The 18,717-nt window shown below is 52.7% G+C and carries 17 protein-coding genes and 1 other annotated feature; of the genes, 12 read left to right on the top strand and 5 right to left on the bottom strand.

What is annotated here, in order from left to right; all coding sequences use genetic code 11:
* Genes hisH through hisG form a run of 5 tightly spaced genes read right to left on the bottom strand, consistent with a single transcriptional unit; the run spans window position 1 to window position 5,017 of the window.
* Window positions 1-591, bottom strand: coding sequence for an imidazole glycerol phosphate synthase subunit HisH (gene hisH, locus EAH77_RS00805; RefSeq protein ID WP_140469911.1), 591 nt, complete (start codon window positions 589-591; stop codon window positions 1-3).
* Window positions 591-1,667: a bifunctional histidinol-phosphatase/imidazoleglycerol-phosphate dehydratase HisB gene (gene hisB, locus EAH77_RS00800; protein ID WP_140469910.1), complete on the bottom strand. Its 1,077-nt coding sequence runs from the start codon at window positions 1,665-1,667 to the stop codon at window positions 591-593. Before hisB ends, hisH begins: the two co-directional genes overlap by 1 nt.
* On the bottom strand, window positions 1,664-2,800 hold the full coding sequence (gene hisC / locus EAH77_RS00795; RefSeq protein ID WP_140469909.1) for a histidinol-phosphate transaminase: 1,137 nt from the start codon (window positions 2,798-2,800) through the stop codon (window positions 1,664-1,666). The genes hisB and hisC overlap by 4 nt, the downstream gene beginning before the upstream one ends.
* Window positions 2,797-4,113: a histidinol dehydrogenase gene (gene hisD / locus EAH77_RS00790; protein ID WP_140469908.1), complete on the bottom strand. Its 1,317-nt coding sequence runs from the start codon at window positions 4,111-4,113 to the stop codon at window positions 2,797-2,799. The genes hisC and hisD overlap by 4 nt, the downstream gene beginning before the upstream one ends.
* A 4-nt stretch (window positions 4,114-4,117) precedes the next feature.
* On the bottom strand, window positions 4,118-5,017 hold the full coding sequence (hisG, locus tag EAH77_RS00785; protein ID WP_140469907.1) for an ATP phosphoribosyltransferase: 900 nt from the start codon (window positions 5,015-5,017) through the stop codon (window positions 4,118-4,120).
* Window positions 5,018-5,088: 71 nt separating this feature from the next.
* Window positions 5,089-5,211 (bottom strand) — a sequence feature (His leader region).
* A 339-nt stretch (window positions 5,212-5,550) separates the two neighbouring features.
* Between hisG and EAH77_RS00780 the strand changes: the two genes are divergently transcribed.
* From EAH77_RS00780 to cheZ, 12 genes are all read left to right on the top strand, one after another.
* Window positions 5,551-6,381: an SDR family oxidoreductase gene (locus EAH77_RS00780; RefSeq protein WP_140469906.1), complete on the top strand. Its 831-nt coding sequence runs from the start codon at window positions 5,551-5,553 to the stop codon at window positions 6,379-6,381.
* Between the two features lie 1,332 nt (window positions 6,382-7,713).
* Window positions 7,714-8,058 carry a flagellar transcriptional regulator FlhD gene (flhD, locus tag EAH77_RS00775; RefSeq protein WP_140469905.1) on the top strand — a complete coding sequence of 115 codons (345 nt, stop codon included), beginning with the start codon at window positions 7,714-7,716 and terminating at the stop codon, window positions 8,056-8,058.
* A 2-nt stretch (window positions 8,059-8,060) separates the two neighbouring features.
* Window positions 8,061-8,687, top strand: a complete 627-nt coding sequence (gene flhC / locus EAH77_RS00770; protein ID WP_140469904.1) for a flagellar transcriptional regulator FlhC — start codon at window positions 8,061-8,063, stop codon at window positions 8,685-8,687.
* Between the two features lie 210 nt (window positions 8,688-8,897).
* Window positions 8,898-9,785, top strand: coding sequence for a flagellar motor stator protein MotA (motA, locus tag EAH77_RS00765; protein ID WP_140469903.1), 888 nt, complete (start codon window positions 8,898-8,900; stop codon window positions 9,783-9,785).
* On the top strand, window positions 9,782-10,993 hold the full coding sequence (motB, locus tag EAH77_RS00760) for a flagellar motor protein MotB (RefSeq protein WP_140469902.1): 1,212 nt from the start codon (window positions 9,782-9,784) through the stop codon (window positions 10,991-10,993). The genes motA and motB overlap by 4 nt, the downstream gene beginning before the upstream one ends.
* Before the next feature lie 10 nt (window positions 10,994-11,003).
* The gene (gene cheA / locus EAH77_RS00755) at window positions 11,004-13,019 is read left to right on the top strand and encodes a chemotaxis protein CheA (RefSeq protein ID WP_241673387.1); all 2,016 of its coding nucleotides are present in this window, start codon (window positions 11,004-11,006) and stop codon (window positions 13,017-13,019) included.
* A 77-nt stretch (window positions 13,020-13,096) separates the two neighbouring features.
* Window positions 13,097-13,594, top strand: coding sequence for a chemotaxis protein CheW (cheW, locus tag EAH77_RS00750; RefSeq protein ID WP_140469900.1), 498 nt, complete (start codon window positions 13,097-13,099; stop codon window positions 13,592-13,594).
* Window positions 13,595-13,730: 136 nt separating this feature from the next.
* The gene (locus tag EAH77_RS00745) at window positions 13,731-15,407 is read left to right on the top strand and encodes a methyl-accepting chemotaxis protein (protein WP_140469899.1); all 1,677 of its coding nucleotides are present in this window, start codon (window positions 13,731-13,733) and stop codon (window positions 15,405-15,407) included.
* A 234-nt stretch (window positions 15,408-15,641) separates the two neighbouring features.
* Window positions 15,642-16,514 carry a protein-glutamate O-methyltransferase CheR gene (gene cheR, locus EAH77_RS00740; RefSeq protein WP_140469898.1) on the top strand — a complete coding sequence of 291 codons (873 nt, stop codon included), beginning with the start codon at window positions 15,642-15,644 and terminating at the stop codon, window positions 16,512-16,514.
* Entirely contained in the window at window positions 16,514-17,563 is a 1,050-nt protein-coding gene (locus EAH77_RS00735; protein ID WP_140469897.1) for a protein-glutamate methylesterase/protein-glutamine glutaminase, read from the top strand. The genes cheR and EAH77_RS00735 overlap by 1 nt, the downstream gene beginning before the upstream one ends.
* A 51-nt stretch (window positions 17,564-17,614) precedes the next feature.
* Window positions 17,615-18,004 (top strand): chemotaxis response regulator CheY, encoded by a 390-nt coding sequence (gene cheY / locus EAH77_RS00730; protein ID WP_140469896.1) that lies wholly within the window; start codon window positions 17,615-17,617, stop codon window positions 18,002-18,004.
* 38 nt (window positions 18,005-18,042) lie between these two features.
* Window positions 18,043-18,672, top strand: a complete 630-nt coding sequence (gene cheZ / locus EAH77_RS00725; RefSeq protein WP_431306742.1) for a protein phosphatase CheZ — start codon at window positions 18,043-18,045, stop codon at window positions 18,670-18,672.
* Window positions 18,673-18,717 lie beyond the last annotated feature (45 nt).

Here is an 18,717-nt window from a genome sequence, read left to right as displayed (position 1 = left end):
TTACATCTCCAGAAAATTTTTCAACAACTGCGCGCCAGCGGCACCGGAACGCTCGGGATGAAACTGCACGCCGAAGAAGTTGTCTTTTGCCACCGCGGCGGTGAATGGTTCGCCGTACAGCGTTTGGGCAATGGTGTTTTCGCATATTGGCATCGCATATCCGTGGACGAAATAGAAATACGCGTTCTCGTCAATCCCACGGAACAGGTGGCTGTCAGCGTTGGCGCTCACCTGGTTCCAGCCCATGTGCGGCAACGGTAATCCGCGATCCTGCATACGCAATACGGGTTGATCAATGATACCGAGCGTCTTGATGCCACCATTCTCATCACTCCCTGAGCCCAGCAACTGCATACCGAGACAAATACCCAATACTGGCTGGGTGCAGGCTTTGATCAGATCGATCAGTTCACGTTGTTCGAGCTGTTCCATCGCCGCACGCGCAGTTCCCACGCCGGGCAGAAACAGTTTGTCGGCCAGCAGGACGACTTCCGGGTCACGGCTCACGTCGGGTTCATAACCCAAACGTTGCACCGCATATTTTACCGATGAGAGGTTGGCACAGCCGGTATCAAGGATAACGACGTTCATCACAGCACTCCTTTCGAACTCGGCAGGGTATTGCCGTCCACGCGGATCGCCTGGCGTAATGTACGTCCAAAGGCTTTGAACAGACTCTCAACACGGTGATGATCGTTCTTGCCTTTGGTGCGCAAATGCAGCGTGCAGCCCATGGCGTAAGAAAGAGACCGGAAGAAGTGTTCGACCATCTCGGTGCTTAAATCGCCCACGCGCTGATAATTGAACTCGGCTTTATATTCAAGATGCGGACGGCCAGATAAATCCAGTGCGCAACGCGCCAGACATTCATCCATCGGCAACACAAATCCAAAGCGACCAATCCCGCGTTTGTCGCCCAAGGCTTTATTCAGGGCCTCGCCCAGCGCCAGCCCGGTATCTTCCACGGTGTGGTGATCGTCGATGTACAGATCGCCTTTGACTTCTATATTCATGCGAAAGCCGCCGTGGGTGGCAATTTGATCCAGCATATGATCGAAAAAGCCTACGCCGGTGCGAATTTTGCTTTCACCTTCGCGGTCCAGCCAGACGTCCACGTCGATAGAGGTTTCACGGGTCACACGTTTAATGTGTGCGTGGCGATCGCGCTGAGTCAGTTGGGCGGCAATGGCGGCCCAATTCAGCGTATCGCGCTGGTAACGCAAACCGGCGATACCCATGTTGGCCGCCAGCTGAATATCGGTATCGCGGTCACCAATCACATAGCTGTTGGCAACGTCCATCAGACCGCTCTCCAGATAGCCTTTCACCAGTGCAGTTTTTGGCTTGCGGCAGGCGCAATGGTCGGCAGGCAGGTGAGGACAGATCAGCACTTCATCGAAAACCACACCCTGAGAAGTCAAAATCTGCATCATCAGATTGTGCGGCGGGTCGAAAGTCTCCTGCGGGAAACTGGCGGTGCCCAGACCATCCTGATTGGTGATCATCACCAGTTTAAAACCGGCGCTTTGTAATGCCAGCAGCGCGGGGATCACCCCCGGCTCCAGGGCCAGCTTATCCAATCGGTCTACCTGAAAATCTTCAGGTGGCTCTGAAATCAACGTACCGTCGCGGTCAATAAATAAGATCTTTTGTAATAGCTGGCTCACATCGGCTCCTTGCTTGGGGCAGTGTTTTTATCGGGGGATGCGGCGGTCTGGCCAGCACCGGGCAGCGGTTGCAGGGCAGCGATCACCCGGCGGCACTCTTCGTGTGTACCCACAGTAATACGTAAACAGCCGGAAAGCCCCGGTTGTTTGTTCTGGTCGCGTAAGATAATGCCTTGATCCCAGAGGGTTTTGAATACCTGGCTTGAGGCCGTAAAGCGCGCCAGTACATAGTTAGTCTCGCTGGTGAAAACCTGTTCCACGCAGTCGCAGCGGGTCAGTTGCTGTTTTAGCCAGGCGCGGGTTTCACCGATCTCCGCCACACGGGCGCGCATTATGGCCAGACCCTCATCACTCAACGCCTGCGCAGCAATGTCGGCAACCGGTGTGGAAAGCGGATAAGGCGCGATCACTTTCATTAATAGCGCAATCAGTTCGCTGTTGGCTAACGTAAAGCCGCAACGTAAACCGGCCAGCGCGAAGGCTTTTGACAGCGTGCGTAAAATGGCGAGGTGGGGATATTCTTTAAGCCAGCCGGTCACAGAGGCCTGCGGGCAGAACTCAATATAGGCTTCATCGATGGCCACAATGGCGCGGCCACGGGTCATCTCCAGTACTGCGCGCAGCTCGGCCGGGTCAATCAGATTACCGGTCGGGTTATTCGGGCTGCACACATACACCAGCTTGACGCCCTCGAGCGCGGCTTCAATCGCCGGTAAATCCAGCGACCAGTCCTCTTTGGCCTGAACCGTGCGGCCTTCAACGCCGATGGTTTCTGCGCTGACGCTGTACATGCCGTAGGTTGGCGGGCAATAAAGGATGGCGTCTTTACCCGGTTCGCAGAAGGCGCGGATCAGAAGCTCAATCCCTTCATCTGCGCCACGGCTGACCAGTACCTGATCGTTCTCCAGCCCGGCGTAAGCAGCGTAACGCTCAATCACTAATGCAGGCTGGCATTCCGGGTAACGGTTAAAGGTCTGGGCAGTCAGTTCAAACTGCGGTGCAATCGGGTATTCGTTAGCATTCAGCCATACGTCGCCGTTGCCGCCCAGCCGGCGGGCCGACTGATAAGGCGTCAGCTCACGCACGTTCTGACGCGCCAGCGACTGAATGCTCAGATTTTTTTCGTTGCTCATAACCCTTGCTCCTTCAGTGCATTCACGCGCAGCGTCACGGCATTTTTGTGTGCAGTCAGCTGTTCAGCCTGTGCCAGTGTCTCAATCGTCGTCGCCAGACCGAGCAGGCCCTGTGGGGTGAGCTGCTGTACGGTCATGCGTTTTTGAAAGTCCGCCAGGCCGAGGCTGGAACAGGTGGCGGTGTAACCATACGTCGGCAGGACGTGGTTGGTGCCTGACGCGTAGTCTCCGGCGGATTCCGGTGACCAGTCACCGAGAAATACCGATCCGGCGCTGGTGATGCTATCGACCAAGGCTTCAGGTTCACGGGTTTGCAGGATTAAATGCTCAGGTCCGTAGGCATTACTGATTTCAATACACTGCGCAAGATCTTTGGCCACGATCAGACGGCTGCTTTCCAGCGCCTGGCGGGCAATCTCTTTACGTGACAGCTGGGCCAGCTGGCGTTCAACCGCTTCGCCAACGGCCCTGGCCATTTCCAGGCTTGGCGTCAGCAGAATCACCTGTGAGTCTGGGCCGTGCTCGGCTTGTGACAGCAGGTCAGACGCCACGAAATCTGGCGTTGCGCCGCTGTCGGCGATCACCAGCACTTCAGAGGGGCCAGCCGGCATATCGATGGCCGCGCCGTTGAGGCTCTGGCTGACCTGACGTTTTGCTTCTGTGACGTAGGCATTGCCCGGCCCGAAAATTTTCGCCACTTTTGGCACGCTTTCCGTACCGAACGCCAGCGCAGCAATGGCCTGCGCGCCACCCAGCTGGTACACCTCCGTCACACCGCACAATTTGGCCGCATACAGAATTTCGTCAGCAATCGGAGGCGGAGAACATAAGGTGACACGCTGACAACCGGCGATGTGTGCCGGTGTGGCCAGCATTAATACTGTAGAAACCAGCGGAGCTGAGCCACCAGGAATATACAACCCGACCGACTGAATAGGGCGGGTCAACTGCTGACAGCGCACGCCCGGCTCGGTTTCGACATCCACCACGGCCAGCTTCTGGGCTTCGTGGAAGGTGGTAATGTTGCGAACGGCGTGCGCCATCGCCTGCTTAACGTCATCGCCCAAACGCGCGGATGCCGCTTCAATTTGCTGCGCGGTGACGCGAATGTCTGCCACGTCAGTCTTATCAAAGGTTGCACAGAACTCACGCAGGGCGCTGTCGCCCTCGGTGCGCACGCGGCGCAGGATCTCAGTGACCGACTCGGTGATACGGTCAGAGGCCGAGATCGCCGGGCGGGTCAGCAAGTTGCGACGTTGTTGCTCGTCGCACTGCTGCCAGTCAATCGGGGTGGTGAACGCGTTTGGCTGCATGGCCTTACTCCATCATTTTTTCGATTGGCAGGACCAGAATCGAACTGGCGCCCAGTGCTTTCAGTTTTTCCATGGTTTCCCAGAACAGCGTTTCACTGCTGACCATGTGCATCGCGACGCGTTGTTGATCGCCGGCCAGCGGTAAAATGGTCGGGCGTTCGGCACCCGGCAGCAGGGCAATGATGTCGTCGAGGCGATCGCTCGGCGCATGCAGCATAATGTATTTTGATTCGCGGGCCTGAATAACGCCCTGAATACGGGTCATCAGGCGGTCAATCAGCAGCTGTTTTTCCTGTGGCATCTCGCCATCACGCTGAATAAGGCAAGCTTTTGAGCGGTAAATCACTTCAACTTCACGCAGACCATTGGCTTCCAGGGTGGCACCGGTGGATACCAGATCACAGATTGCATCGGCCAGACCGGCGCGGGGTGCTACTTCAACAGAACCGTTGAGCAGGCAGGATTTAAAATCAACGCCTTGTTTGTCGAGATACTGCTTGAGGATGTGAGGATAAGAGGTGGCGATACGGGCTTTTTGCAGGCTTTGCGGGCCGGTGTATTCACAGTCAAGCGGCGTGGCCAGCGACAGGCGACAGCCACCGAAATCTAAGCGGCGCAGCGTGAAGTAACGCGGGTCTTCGCCCTGTGCGCGACGATTCAGCAGCTCTTCTTCCAGCACATTTTCGCCAATGATGCCCAAATCCACTACGCCGTCCATCACCAGACCTGGGATATCGTCGTCACGCACACGCAGAATATCGATAGGCATGTTTTCCGCGAAGGCAATCAGGCGTTGCTCCTGCAAATTGATTTTGATCCCACAGCGTGCCAGCAGTTCGCGTGAATCATCACTCAGGCGACCTGACTTCTGCATTGCTATGCGTAAACGTGATTTATCTAACATGATGACCTCGACCTTTCTTATGCTTATGTTTGTTAGCTGTAATGGCTAAATGTTTGCTTCAAATTTTAGGTAAAAAAAAACCCTCGGAAGAAAATCTTCCGAGGGCTCTCTCTACATTCTGCGCCACTGGAAGATCTTAACAGTCTTCCAGCACCAATCGCCTGCAAGACTAATCAGGGTGATGGTGATGATGGTGGTTGATCAGAATGTTGTTCATGTGTGTTTCTCTATAAAGGAAGCGTTTTGAAGCCCACACTTTGCGGACTCAATCAATTCTTGTGCCAATAAAACTAAACTATCCGGTAGCCGCAGCGCAACCTTTTTTTGGGATGATAAATTTTTCTTATCCCATGCAGGGGTTTCATCGTTTATATGAATAATGTGTTCGGCAGACAAGGCCGCTAACATTTTCCTAAAAAACCTGACCGGTTAAGACGTTATCTGGACGTTCTGAGCGCCTCAATTTGCTAAACTATAGAGAATTCGGCATTGATCATGCAGCAACGCATGACGCGCAAAGGATGGAGTCAACGATGAAAAAAATCGCAATAGTAGGATTGGGCTGGCTGGGCTTGCCGCTGGCCATGGCGCTGACGTCTAAAGGCTATCAAGTGGTCGGCAGCAAGACCACGCTCGATGGCGTAGATGCTGCACGGATGTGTGGACTTGAATGTTATCCCCTGGTTTTTCTTCCTGAAATGCAGTGTGACGCCTCGGACCTTGATGCATTGTTAAATGTCGATGCGCTGATCATCACCTTACCGGCCCGTCGTACGGTGGAAGGGAGCGAACTCTATTTCCAGGCGGTGCAACAACTGGTGGACAGCGCGCTGGCGCATAATGTTAAGCGCATCATCTTTACCAGTTCAACGTCCGTCTATGGGGAAGGCAGTGGGACGATGCGTGAGGATTCACCGCTGCGGCCGGTGACACCGAGCGGTAAGGTGCTGGAGGAACTGGAGAACTGGTTCCACCGGCTGCCGAATACATCGGTCGACGTATTGCGTCTGGCAGGGCTGGTAGGATCTGACCGTCATCCAGGGCGCTTTATAGCAGGTAAGATCAATGTGCAGGGCGGTAACTATGGTGTCAATCTGGTGCATCAGGATGACGTTATCGCCGCGATGATCCTGCTGCTGAGCCTGCCGAAAGGTGGACACACTTATAACCTCTGCGCGCCAATGCATCCTGAGAAACGGCATTTTTACCCGGCGCTGGCCCGCCAGCTTGGTTTAACTGAACCCCATTTTGCTGAAGCTGCTGAAGCTGACAAGGGAGGCAAATTGATTGATGGTAATCGTATCTGTAAAGAGCTGGGATTTGAGTATTTGTACCCCAATCCTGAACTGATGCCCGTCAGCTGAAGCAAGCTGAAACAGCAAATTCATCACTTATCATTGCACCAGGCAACATGAATACTGTTGAATATTTCACTGTTTACTGTGTGGCGTTAATTACCGGTTGGTTCAACCAGCCGGTAAAATTTAAGAGTCTTTGCTTTATATTCCTCTATTAAATCCTTAAATTGATCAACTTTCGCTCTATTTAACATGGCCTTTAAGTGGCGCTCGTTTGAAGTTCTGTGACGAATATCTCGAAATAAATCCCAGCTGATTTAACTTGCGGCATATAACATTGTTTTTCCCTCATTAAACTTACCTGTTGCACCATCTTGCTAATAAAATTCCTAAAAGCCTTCCATTTATTTGACATTGCGCGATATAAATGACTTTTTTAAGCCCAATAGCTAAAGTTATGCACACCGATGCCGATAGTGACTACATAGGCAAAATAGCCCGCACTAAGACCATACATAACTATTACTTCTGTATCCTTCCCCAGGGCAGAAGGTTTTCGTATATCTACACGTTTTGTTACATACATTGACTTTATACTTCGTTAAAGCAGTAGTTCCTCACGTTATGACTACTTTTAGTGCTGAATTTATCCCTCACTTTTATCACAAATCACGCTATATGCCCCTGCATCCACAGAAAGCGGCTTTTTGGGGTGGTTTTGGTTGATCGTGTTACATAAGTGGAATATTCAGGATAAGACGCTTAATCGGATATTTTATTTGCGTTATTGGGGTTTTAAATTTCACCTAAAGTCTCTGTTGTACAAAATGATCTAAAAATGATGGAAAAAGAGGTCTGAGGAGCGTGTTTTAAGACGCTTTTTTACTTTTGATTAAAATTTGTACGCATTATTCGACTTAATCTCGTTTTTCGCCCCGAAACATATTTTATTTTTGTGATCTACATCACACTTTATCCAAAATGCGTTAGTGGCGAGATTGTATGTGCTAATGGTTCGGGGTTACATTTGCCTCGCATTAAGATTAATCCTAATAATGTATGTAAAAGCGTTTCATAGAAAGACACGCGACCACAGCAACGGACCCTGCCTGTACGACTCAATTGATAAATTATTAAATTTAGTTAGCCGTGAAATTGTCACTTTTTATTTAATTTACATCAGGAACTACTTTGTATTGGCGGTGAGTTAAATCCGCGACATCATTTGTTTGTCGTCGCAGAACATTTCTTCAAAAAATGAAATGCATATCACATCGTCCAATGAGCCAATTGTTTTGATAGTAGAAAATATCCCTGTTATGCCGGATTAATGTCCGCGCGCGGGTATGTCTATCAACCAGCTGTGAATTCATAGCTGACGGTATGGGGTAAACAAGCATGTCTGAATTGCTTAAACACATATATGACATCAACCTGTCATATTTGCTCTTAGCACAGCGTTTAATTAACGATGAAAAGGCCTCGGCGATGTTCCGCCTGGGGATTGACGATGTCATGGCTGACGCATTAGGCCAGTTGACCTTGCCGCAAATGGTTAAGTTAGCTGAAACGAATCAGCTACTGTGCCAGTTCCGATTTGACGACAGCAGAACCATTGAGCGTCTGACGCAAGAATCACGGGTAGACGACTTACAGCAAATCCATACGGGTATCTTGTTATCCAGTCATTTGCTGAAAGGACTCTCTTCCAGGGACGGTAGTACGTCTAAGAAAAGGGCATAACCATGTCTCTGATAAAAACGTCTGCGCCAAAAGACCTCTCCGCTAAACCAGTGGTGAAAAGTATTGTTCAGGAAGCCCGTGATATTCAGCTGGCCATGGAATTGATCACGCTGGGTGCCCGTTTGCAAATGCTGGAAAGCGAAACACAGCTTAGTCGTGGACGGTTGATCAAACTCTATAAAGAGCTACGTGGCAGCCCGCCGCCGAAAGGCATGTTACCTTTCTCGACAGACTGGTTTATGACGTGGGAGCAGAATATTCACTCTTCGATGTTCTACAACGCTTACTCTTTCTTAATGAGAAGTGGGCATTGTAATGGCGTGGAAGCGGTGATTAAGGCGTACCGTCTTTATCTGGAGCAATGCCCTGAACAGCCAGGTGAGGCACCTATTCTGGCACTGACTCGCGCCTGGACGCTGGTCCGGTTTGTTGACAGCGGCATGCTGCAACTCTCTTCCTGCAATAGCTGCGACGGGTCATTTATTACCCATGCCCACCAGCCGCGACACGGTTTTGTTTGCAGTCTTTGCCAACCGCCGTCCAGAGCGGTAAAAAAACGTAAACTTTCCCCGCAAGTTGCCGATATTACATCTCAAGAGCTGGACGAAAAGGTCAAGCGCGCGGTTTGAGATGTAGTGGGCTTTAATACTTTTCATCTGTACACGGATGAAAAGTAGCAAGTGAAAAGAAGGCAAGAAGGGTGGCTGCAGTGTCACTCTTCGCCCCATCCCCTAACATCCCGTTGGTCACTGACATTTTCACACCGTCAGAAACACCACCCTCGCGTTTACCTCGTCTTGTCTTATACCCAAAAAGCCACATCGAATTAAGGAATCATCGTGCTAGTGATAATAGGTTACATCGTGGTTCTGGGCTCAGTCTTTGGCGGCTTCATGATGGTCGGCGGCGAAATGGGCGCGTTATACCAACCGGCAGAACTGGTGATCATCGCGGGTGCCGGTGCTGGCGCGTTTCTGGTTGGTAACAATGGCAAAGCCATAAAAGCAACCATGCGCGCATTGCCAAAACTTTTCAGGGCTTCCCGCTACAACAAAGCCCTGTATATGGATTTGATGGCGTTAATGTACCGGCTGCTGGCTAAATCCCGCCAACAGGGGATGCTCTCGCTGGAAAATGACATCGATAGTCCGCAGGAAAGCGATATTTTCGCTAATTATCCGCGCATTATTGCCGATAAACATTTAGTCGAGTTTCTAACTGACTATCTGCGTCTGATGGTCAGCGGCAACATGAATGCCTTCGAAATTGAAGCCCTGATGGACGAAGAGATTGAGACCTACGAACAGGAAAGTGAGGTGCCGGCCAACAGCCTGGCGCTGGTCGGGGATTCATTACCCGCTTTCGGTATCGTGGCGGCGGTGATGGGGATTGTCCACACGCTGGCAGCGGCGGACAGACCGGCAGCAGAGTTGGGCGCACTGATTGCCCATGCAATGGTCGGGACCTTCCTCGGGATTTTACTGGCCTACGGATTTGTTTCTCCGCTGGCATCGGTATTACGACAGAAATGTGCTGAAAACACCAAAATGATGCAGTGCATCAAAGTGACCCTGCTCTCCAGCCTGAATGGGTATGCGCCGCAAATTGCGGTGGAGTTCGGTCGCAAGACGCTCTACACCTCAGAACGTCCGTCCTTCGTTGAGCTGGAAGAACATGTTCGCCAGGTCAAATCGCCTAATAAGCAAGCGGAAGAAGAGAAAGTATGAAGCATCAGAGTCATCCCATCGTTGTGGTGCGAAAGAAAAAGGGCAAGCACGGCGGCGGGCATCATGGCGGCACGTGGAAGATTGCTTATGCTGACTTCATGACGGCCATGATGGCGTTTTTTCTGGTGATGTGGCTGATTTCTATTTCCAGCCCGAAACAGCTGGTGCAGATTGCCGAGTACTTTCGCACGCCGCTGGCGGTAGCGATCACCAATGGCCCGCGCAGCAGTGATGCGACCAGCCCGATCCCTGGTGGCGGTGCTGACCCGACTCAGCAAGACGGCGAAGTGCACAAAATGATTCAGTCGCAAGGCGATATGCGCGAAACCGGTGATCTGCAACGTTTGCAGGAAAAACTGGAACAAATGTTGATATCTGACCCGCGGCTGAGAGATTTGCGCCCGCACTTGATGATCAACCTGACCGAACAGGGGCTGCGTATCCAGATTATCGACAGCCAGAACCGCCCGATGTTTCAGCTCGGCAGCGCCACGGTTGAGCCTTACATGCGCTATATCCTGCGGGCCATCGCACCGGTGCTGGATGATTTTCCGAACAAGATAAGCCTCGCCGGTCATACCGACGATATGCCTTACGCCATGGGTGAACGTGGTTACAGCAACTGGGAGCTTTCGACGGATCGTGCAAACGCGTCACGTCGCGAAATGATTGTCGGTGGGTTAAGCGAAGGCAAGGTTCTGCGGGTGATGGGCATGGGATCAACCATGCAGCTGAAAAATCATCCGTCAGGCGATGCAATCAACCGCCGCATCAGCATTCTGGTGCTTAACAAACATTCTGAAGAAGCAATCGAACGCGAAAATAGTGAAGGTGAAGCGATCAACATCAGCGATGTGGGTGAACTGCAAAAATTGGTTCCGGGCAATGCAGCGCCTGCGGCACCGAGTGCACCGACGATAAAAACATCGCCAGCGCTGGCACCGCACCTGACGTCCAAAGATCCGTCGCCAACGACATCAGTGCCAGCACCGTCTTTATCCACGCCAACTTTACCAGGGCAATCTTCACCAACACAGGCTTTACCAGCACAGGCTGTACCAACACAAGAACAACAACAACCGAAGAGTGAGACGGTGAAATCGGTCGTTACTTCCGTGCCTGGCAAACCGACGACGGCAATTCCTGCCGCCGCCGACGTCACGGCGCAACCGGCTTCATCGACAAGCCGCGATTCACAGCAGAGGTGATCACGTGAGCATGGATATTAGTGACTTTTATCAAACGTTTTTTGATGAAGCAGATGAACTGCTGGCGGACATGGAGCAACACCTGTTGCTGCTCGACCCACTGGCACCTGACATTGAGCAGCTCAACGCGATATTCCGCGCGGCGCATTCGATAAAAGGCGGGGCCGCAACCTTTGGATTCACGGTTTTACAGGAAACCACCCATTTACTTGAGAACTTGCTCGACGGTGCACGACGCGCAGAAATGAGCCTGAGCACCGACATTATTAACCTGTTTTTGGAAACGAAAGACATTATGCAGGAGCAACTGGACGCCTATAAATCCACCCGGGATCCCGATGCAGAGAGTTTTGAATATATCTGCGCTGCTTTGCGCCAACTGGCGTTGGAAGTTCAGCAGCAGGGGGCCCCCGTCGTTGATCTCCACGTGGTCACCGGTGCGCCTGCCGGCAGCGCTGCGACACCGGCAGCCAGCGACGGGATGCGTATCTGTCTCTCCGGGCTGAAAGAGGCGGAAATTCCGCTGATGCTCGAAGAGCTCGGTAACCTGGGCGACGTTCTGGATCCGCTGCAAACTTCCACCAGTCTGGAAGCCACGCTGAACACCACGTTGAGCGAGGATGATATCTGCGCGGTGTTGTGTTTTGTGATTGAACCGGAACAGATAAGCTTCAGCCACAGCGTTGCGAATGATGTACCGGTTGATGACGTTGACGAAGCTGACGAAGTTGCCGAACCCGTTGTCGTTGCTGCAGAAGTCGCACCGCGTGCTGCGCCGATTCTGACCGCCGTACCGGACTCCGCGCCGCCAAAAGCGCGGGCTCCGAAAGCGCCGGAATCCACCAGCATTCGTGTGGCGGTTGAGAAGGTGGATCAGTTGATCAACCTGGTCGGCGAACTGGTGATCACTCAGTCGATGCTGGCTCAGCGTTCAGACCTGCTGGATCCGGTCGCGCACAGTGACCTGCTTAACAGTATGGGGCAGTTGGAACGGAACGCCCGCGACTTGCAAGAATCGGTGATGTCGATTCGTATGATGCCGATGGAGTTCGTCTTCAGCCGCTTCCCGCGCCTGGTGCGAGACCTTGCCAGTAAGCTCAACAAGCAGATCGAACTGACCCTGCTCGGCAGCTCAACTGAACTGGATAAAAGCCTGATCGAACGCATTATCGATCCGTTAACGCATCTGGTGCGTAATAGCCTCGATCATGGTGTCGAAACGGCTGACGTGCGCATTGCCTGTGGTAAGGATGCAACGGGTAATCTGACGCTGTCTGCTGAACATCAGGGCGGCAATATCTGTATCGAAGTGACGGATGACGGCGCCGGTCTGAACCGCGAGAAGATCCTCGCCAAAGCGGCGTCGCAGGGCATGAATGTTCATGACAACATGAGTGACGAAGAGGTCGGCATGTTGATTTTCGCGGCGGGATTCTCAACGGCAGAAAAAGTCACTGATGTTTCCGGGCGTGGCGTCGGCATGGACGTGGTGAAACGAAATATTCAGGAGATGGGCGGTCACGTCGAAATCCACTCCCAGCAAGGTAAAGGCACCACCATTCGTATCTTGCTGCCGCTGACGCTGGCCATTCTTGACGGTATGTCAGTCAAAGTGGGCGCTGAAGTGTTTATTCTGCCACTGAATGCGGTGATGGAATCGCTGCAACCGCTGGCGGAAGATTTGCACCCGTTAGCCGGGGGCGAACGCGTCCTCCAGGTACGGGGGGAATACCTGCCGCTGGTCGAGTTGTATCACGTCTTTGATGTTACTGAAGCCAAAACGGAAGCGACGCAGGGCATCGTGGTTATCTTGCAAAGTGCCGGACGCCGCTACGCCTTACTGGTGGATCAACTGATTGGTCAGCATCAGGTGGTGGTGAAAAACCTCGAAAGCAACTACCGCAAAGTGCCAGGTATTTCCGCTGCGACCATTCTTGGCGACGGCAGCGTGGCACTGATTGTCGACGTGTCGGCACTGCAGGCACTGAACCGAGATAAACGCGCAGTGGATGGGACTGCGGCTTAACAAAATAACTTCAGACATGGCCTCACCGGCCAAACGGGTGAGGCAACACATTGGCTGACCGATTGAAGGTGAACAACATGGCAGGACTAGCAACCGTGACGAAGATAGCGGGTGAAACTGTAGGACAGGAATTCCTGATTTTTACACTGGGCGATGAAGAATATGGCATTGATATCCTGAAAGTTCAGGAGATCCGTGGTTATGATCAGGTCACCCGTATTGCCAACACCCCGTCGTTTATTAAAGGCGTGACTAACCTGCGCGGCGTCATTGTGCCGATCATCGACCTGCGGGTGAAATTTGCCCAGAAGAACGTGGTCTACAATGAAAATACCGTGGTTATCGTGCTGAATTTTGAAAACCGTGTGGTGGGTATCGTGGTTGACGGCGTCTCAGACGTGCTGTCGCTGACGCAGGACCAGATTCGCCCTGCGCCGGAATTTGCTGTGACCCTATCGACTGAGTACCTGACCGGTCTGGGTTCACTGGGCGATCGTATGCTGATCCTGGTGGATATTGAGAAGCTGCTGAGCAGCGAAGAGATGGCGTTGCTCGAGAGCGTCACGAAAGCCTAAGTCATTTCGGGCGCAGCCTGCTGCGCCCGTTATCAGATAATTATCCTCCCCCTGATATTTCGCCCCCTGTCACATAAAGTTCTCACGCCTCCTGCCGATAACCCTTTTAGATGAATCACATTAAAAAAGGTACAACATGTTTAAGCGTATGAAAGTGGTCACGGCCATCGTGATCTTACTGGTGGTATTCGGTGCCTTACAGTTGACTTCTGGTGGACTGTTCTTCAAGTCGCTTAAAACCGATAAAGATAATTTTGCCACTTCCCAGCAGATTCGTTTGCAACAGGCCGAGCTGAATGCCAGTTGGGTGTATTTGCTGCAAACCCGAAACACGCTGAACCGTGCAGGTATCCGCTTTATGCTGGATGCCAATCAGATGGGCAGCGGCGCGACGGTAAAAGAACTGACCGAAACCGCGCAGAAAAATCTGAAGATTGCTTCGGAACATTATGCTAACTACCTGAAAATTCCTGCTGATGCCAGCCAGAACCCAGCGTATGCGGCAGACGTGAAAAAGAACTATGAAGTACTGAATGGTGCGCTGAGTGAATTGATTCAGCTTATCGGTATAGGTCGCATCAATGACTTCTTCGAACAACCGACCCAGAAGTATCAGGACGGGTTTGAAAAAGCCTTCGTGAACTATATCGATCAGAACGACCGCCTGTATAACGGCGCGGTTCACGTCAGTGAAAACTCCTTCAACCATGCAGTTTGGGTGCTGGGGGCGATTCTGGCAGTGCTGATTCTGTTCATCGCGCTCGCCTGGTTGGGTGTGCAGCGTATTCTGGTTCATCCGCTGCAGGCACTGGTTGAGAACATCCGCCACATTGCCCGGGGTGACCTGACGCAGGAAATCACCGTTGCCAGCCGTAACGAAATCGGCCAGTTGGCAGAAAGTTTGCGCGACATGCAGGACGAACTGATCCGCACCGTTTCCGGTGTCCGTCAGGGCGCAGATGCGATTTACAGCGGGGCGAGCGAAATCTCTGCCGGTAACAACGATCTCTCATCACGTACTGAACAGCAGGCTTCTTCACTGGAGCAGACCGCTGCCAGTATGGAACAGCTGACCGCGACCGTGAAACAGAACGCCGAAAATGCCCGCCAGGCCAGCCAACTGGCACTGAGTGCGTCTGAAACTGCGCAGAAGGGCGGCAAAGTGGTCTCCAACGTGGTGCAAACCATGAGCGACATCGCTGCCAGTTCGAAGAAAATTACCGACATTACCGGTGTGATCGACGGTATTGCTTTCCAGACCAACATTCTGGCACTGAACGCTGCGGTAGAAGCCGCACGTGCCGGTGAGCAGGGACGTGGGTTTGCCGTGGTCGCCGGCGAAGTGCGCAGTCTGGCACAGCGCAGCGCCCAGGCGGCGAAAGAGATCAAAGGCCTGATCGATGACTCCGTAAGCCGTATCAATACCGGCTCGGTTCTGGCCGAAAGTGCGGGTGAAACCATGAGTGATATGGTCAGCGCGGTAACCCGCGTGACTGACATCATGGGTGAAATCACCTCCGCTTCCGATGAACAAAGCCGTGGGATAGAGCAGGTAGCGCAGGCCATTACTGAAATGGACCGCGTCACCCAACAGAACGCCTCGCTGGTGGAAGAGTCTGCATCAGCTTCTGCTGCCCTGGAAGAACAGGCCAGCTTACTGACGCAATCTGTGGCGGTATTTACTCTCGGCAAGCATCAGATCAGCGGATCTCGCCCGGGTACAGCCTCCACGCGTGCACCCTTACTGACGCCGAACCTGTCAGGGGCTCGTCAGACTGAAAGCAATCTGAGTGAAAACTGGGAAACCTTCTGATCCCTGCGTTAATCATTTCGTGGGTATAGCTTTTTTGCGGTAACCGCTTTTGGACTGATGCTGTTGGTAATGAAGTACTATCGGGTCGGCGCGTCGCCCGTAACAACGCGCCGCTTAACCGCTGCGCACTCGCGCAACAACGGCATGACAGAGGCAGTTTCTGCCTCTGGTGAGTGAAGGAAGAAAGCCAATTGGGTAATAACATCAAAGTCTGTCCGTTTAAGGAGTCCGAATATGAGTGCTCCTAATACAAGTCAGAGTGCCGACACTGCGTCAATTATGGCGCAGATGATTCAGCGTTTACCGCTGTCGGATACCCATTTCCGCCGTATCAGCGAGCTGATTTATCAGCGCGCGGGTATTGTCCTGGCGGACCACAAAAGAGAGATGGTCTATAACCGCCTGGTGCGTCGCCTGCGGCTATTAGGGATTAACGATTTTGGCCATTATCTGGTGATGCTGGAAAGTGACCCTAACAGTGCGGAGTGGCAGGCGTTTATCAATGCGCTGACCACCAACCTGACGGCGTTCTTTCGTGAAGCACATCACTTCCCGATACTGGCCGAACACGCCCGGGCACGCCCGAATAATTACAGCGTCTGGAGCACGGCGGCCTCTACCGGGGAAGAGCCATACTCCATCGCGATGACGTTGAGTGAAGCCCTTGGGCCACGCATGTCGACCTGTAAAATTCAGGCCAGTGACATTGATACGCAGGTGCTGGAAAAGGCAACCACTGGCGTTTACCGCCAGGAAGAGTTGCGCACCCTGAGCGCGCAACAAATGCAGAAATTTTTCTTCAAGGGAACCGGCCCGCACAGTGGACTGGTACGCATCCGTCCCGAACTGGCACAAATGGTGGCTTTTCAGCAGCTCAATTTGCTGGCGAGTCAGTGGAACCTTAACGGTCCCTTCGACGCCATTTTTTGTCGTAACGTCATGATTTATTTTGATAAAGAAACGCAGGAAGCCATTTTGCGCCGATTTGTTCCTTTACTCAAACCGGGCGGCCTGATGTTTGCGGGACATTCCGAAAACTTTAGCCAGATAAGCCGGGAATTTTATTTGCGCGGCCAGACAGTCTACGGCCTCGCCAAGGAGAGGTAATGAATAAAATCAGAGTGTTGAGCGTTGATGACTCGGCGTTGATGCGCCAGTTGATGACCGAAATTATTAACAGTCATCCCGATATGGAAATGGTTGCGACAGCACCGGATCCGCTGGTGGCTCGTGACCTGATTAAGAAATTCAACCCGCAGGTACTGACGCTGGACGTCGAAATGCCACGCATGGACGGGCTGGATTTCCTCGAAAAACTGATGCGTTTGCGCCCGATGCCGGTAGTGATGGTGTCGTCGCTGACCGGAAAAGGCTCAGAAATCACCCTGAGGGCGCTGGAACTGGGGGCGATTGATTTTGTCACCAAGCCGCAGTTGGGTATCCGCGAAGGAATGCTGGCCTACAGCGAACTGATTGCAGACAAGATCCGTACCGCGTCGAAAGCGCGGCTGAACAAGAGTGTCAATCTTGACCAGCCACGTATGCTGGCCAGTATGCCGCTGCTCAGCAGTGAAAAATTGATCGCTATCGGCTCTTCCACCGGCGGCACCGAGGCTATCCGCCACGTGCTGCAACCGCTGCCACCGACCTGTCCGGCGCTGATGATCACTCAACATATGCCACCAGGGTTTACCCGTTCGTTTGCCGAACGGCTAAATAAACTGTGTCAGATCACGGTGAAAGAGGCGGAAGACGGTGAGCGCGTATTGCCGGGCCATGCTTATATTGCACCGGGTGACCGGCATATGGAGCTGACCCGCAGCGGCGCTAACTATCAGGTTAAGTTAAACGACGGCCCGGCGGTCAACCGCCATCGTCCGTCGGTTGACGTGTTATTCCGTTCGGTGGCGCAGTTCGCCGGACGCAATGCCGTTGGGGTGATCCTGACGGGAATGGGCAATGACGGCGCGGCCGGCATACTGGAGATGCATCGGGCCGGGGCTTATACTCTGGCGCAAAACGAAGCCAGTTGCGTGGTGTTTGGAATGCCACGTGAGGCAATTGCCACCGGCGGGGTCAATGAAGTAGTGGATCTCAGCCAAATCAGCCAGCGCATGTTGGCACAAATATCAGCCGGACAGGCGTTACGTATTTAATTTTTCAGACCGTACAAGGCTGAACGAAAAACAGAATTTTAGGAGCATAAAATGGCCGATCCAAACCTGCGTTTTTTGGTTGTAGACGACTTTTCCACCATGCGGCGCATTGTGCGCAACCTGCTTAAAGAGCTCGGCTTTCAGAACGTTGAAGAAGCAGAAGACGGTGTTGACGCACTGAATAAATTACGCGCCGGTGGTTTTGACTTCGTGGTATCCGACTGGAACATGCCCAACATGGATGGTCTTGACCTGCTGAAAACCATCCGTGGCGATGCTGCGCTGGCTAAACTTCCGGTCCTGATGGTGACCGCAGAAGCGAAGAAAGAGAACATCGTGGCAGCAGCACAGGCCGGCGCCAGTGGTTATGTTGTCAAACCCTTTACCGCAGCAACTCTTGAAGAGAAGTTGGGTAAAATTTTCGAAAAATTAGGCATGTAGGAGCGGATATGGCTGATTTTATTCATCAGGGAATACCAATGCCTGCAAATGATGCGGCAACTGCGGGCGATATTATCGCCCGTATAGGGCAACTGACTCGCATGCTGCGCGACAGTATGCGTGAACTGGGCCTGGATCAGGCTATCGCGCAAGCTGCGGAAGCGATTCCCGATGCCCGCGATCGCCTGGACTATGTGGTGACCATGACGGCTCAGGCGGCGGAACGTGCCTTGAACTGTGTGGAAGCTGCGCAACCACGTCAGAACAAACTGGAATCTGAGGCTAAAAAGCTCGACGCACGCTGGGACCAGTGGTTCGAAAACCCGATCGAACTGTCAGATGCACGGGTGCTGGTGTCCGACACCCGCAGTTACCTGAAAGAAGTGCCGGAACATACCAGTTTCACTAATGCCCAATTGATGGAAATCATGATGGCACAGGACTTCCAGGATCTGACCGGGCAGGTGATCAAACGCATGATGACCGTCGTGCAGGAGATTGAAAACCAGCTGTTGATGGTGCTGATGGAGAACATCCCGGAACAGCAAACCAAAGCCAAACGTGAGAATGACGGTTTGCTGAACGGACCGCAGTTGAACGCGACCGGCGTAGGTGTTGTGGCCTCGCAAGAGCAGGTTGATGACTTGCTGGATTCCTTAGGTTTCTGATGCATGGTGTTTTGTCCCCCTCCGTTTGCACATTCTGGGCAAACG

This window comes from Ewingella americana (assembly GCF_006438725.1).
Taxonomy (GTDB): Bacteria; Pseudomonadota; Gammaproteobacteria; order Enterobacterales; family Enterobacteriaceae; genus Ewingella; species Ewingella americana_A.
The sequence above is the reverse complement of the archived record's forward strand: the minus strand, read 5'-3'. Positions and strand labels throughout refer to the sequence as shown.

Coding starts and splice junctions, on each gene's coding strand:
- cheW (WP_140469900.1), top strand. CDS start 13,097: ATGGCAGGACTAGCAACCGTGACGAAGATAGCGGGTGAAACTGTAGGA.
- flhC (WP_140469904.1), top strand. CDS start 8,061: ATGTCTCTGATAAAAACGTCTGCGCCAAAAGACCTCTCCGCTAAACCA.
- hisH (WP_140469911.1), bottom strand. CDS start 591: ATGAACGTCGTTATCCTTGATACCGGCTGTGCCAACCTCTCATCGGTA.
- hisD (WP_140469908.1), bottom strand. CDS start 4,113: ATGCAGCCAAACGCGTTCACCACCCCGATTGACTGGCAGCAGTGCGAC.
- EAH77_RS00780 (WP_140469906.1), top strand. CDS start 5,551: ATGAAAAAAATCGCAATAGTAGGATTGGGCTGGCTGGGCTTGCCGCTG.
- hisG (WP_140469907.1), bottom strand. CDS start 5,017: ATGTTAGATAAATCACGTTTACGCATAGCAATGCAGAAGTCAGGTCGC.
- motB (WP_140469902.1), top strand. CDS start 9,782: ATGAAGCATCAGAGTCATCCCATCGTTGTGGTGCGAAAGAAAAAGGGC.
- cheR (WP_140469898.1), top strand. CDS start 15,642: ATGAGTGCTCCTAATACAAGTCAGAGTGCCGACACTGCGTCAATTATG.
- flhD (WP_140469905.1), top strand. CDS start 7,714: ATGTCTGAATTGCTTAAACACATATATGACATCAACCTGTCATATTTG.
- cheY (WP_140469896.1), top strand. CDS start 17,615: ATGGCCGATCCAAACCTGCGTTTTTTGGTTGTAGACGACTTTTCCACC.
- EAH77_RS00735 (WP_140469897.1), top strand. CDS start 16,514: ATGAATAAAATCAGAGTGTTGAGCGTTGATGACTCGGCGTTGATGCGC.
- cheA (WP_241673387.1), top strand. CDS start 11,004: ATGGATATTAGTGACTTTTATCAAACGTTTTTTGATGAAGCAGATGAA.
- hisC (WP_140469909.1), bottom strand. CDS start 2,800: ATGAGCAACGAAAAAAATCTGAGCATTCAGTCGCTGGCGCGTCAGAAC.
- EAH77_RS00745 (WP_140469899.1), top strand. CDS start 13,731: ATGTTTAAGCGTATGAAAGTGGTCACGGCCATCGTGATCTTACTGGTG.
- cheZ (WP_431306742.1), top strand. CDS start 18,043: ATGCCTGCAAATGATGCGGCAACTGCGGGCGATATTATCGCCCGTATA.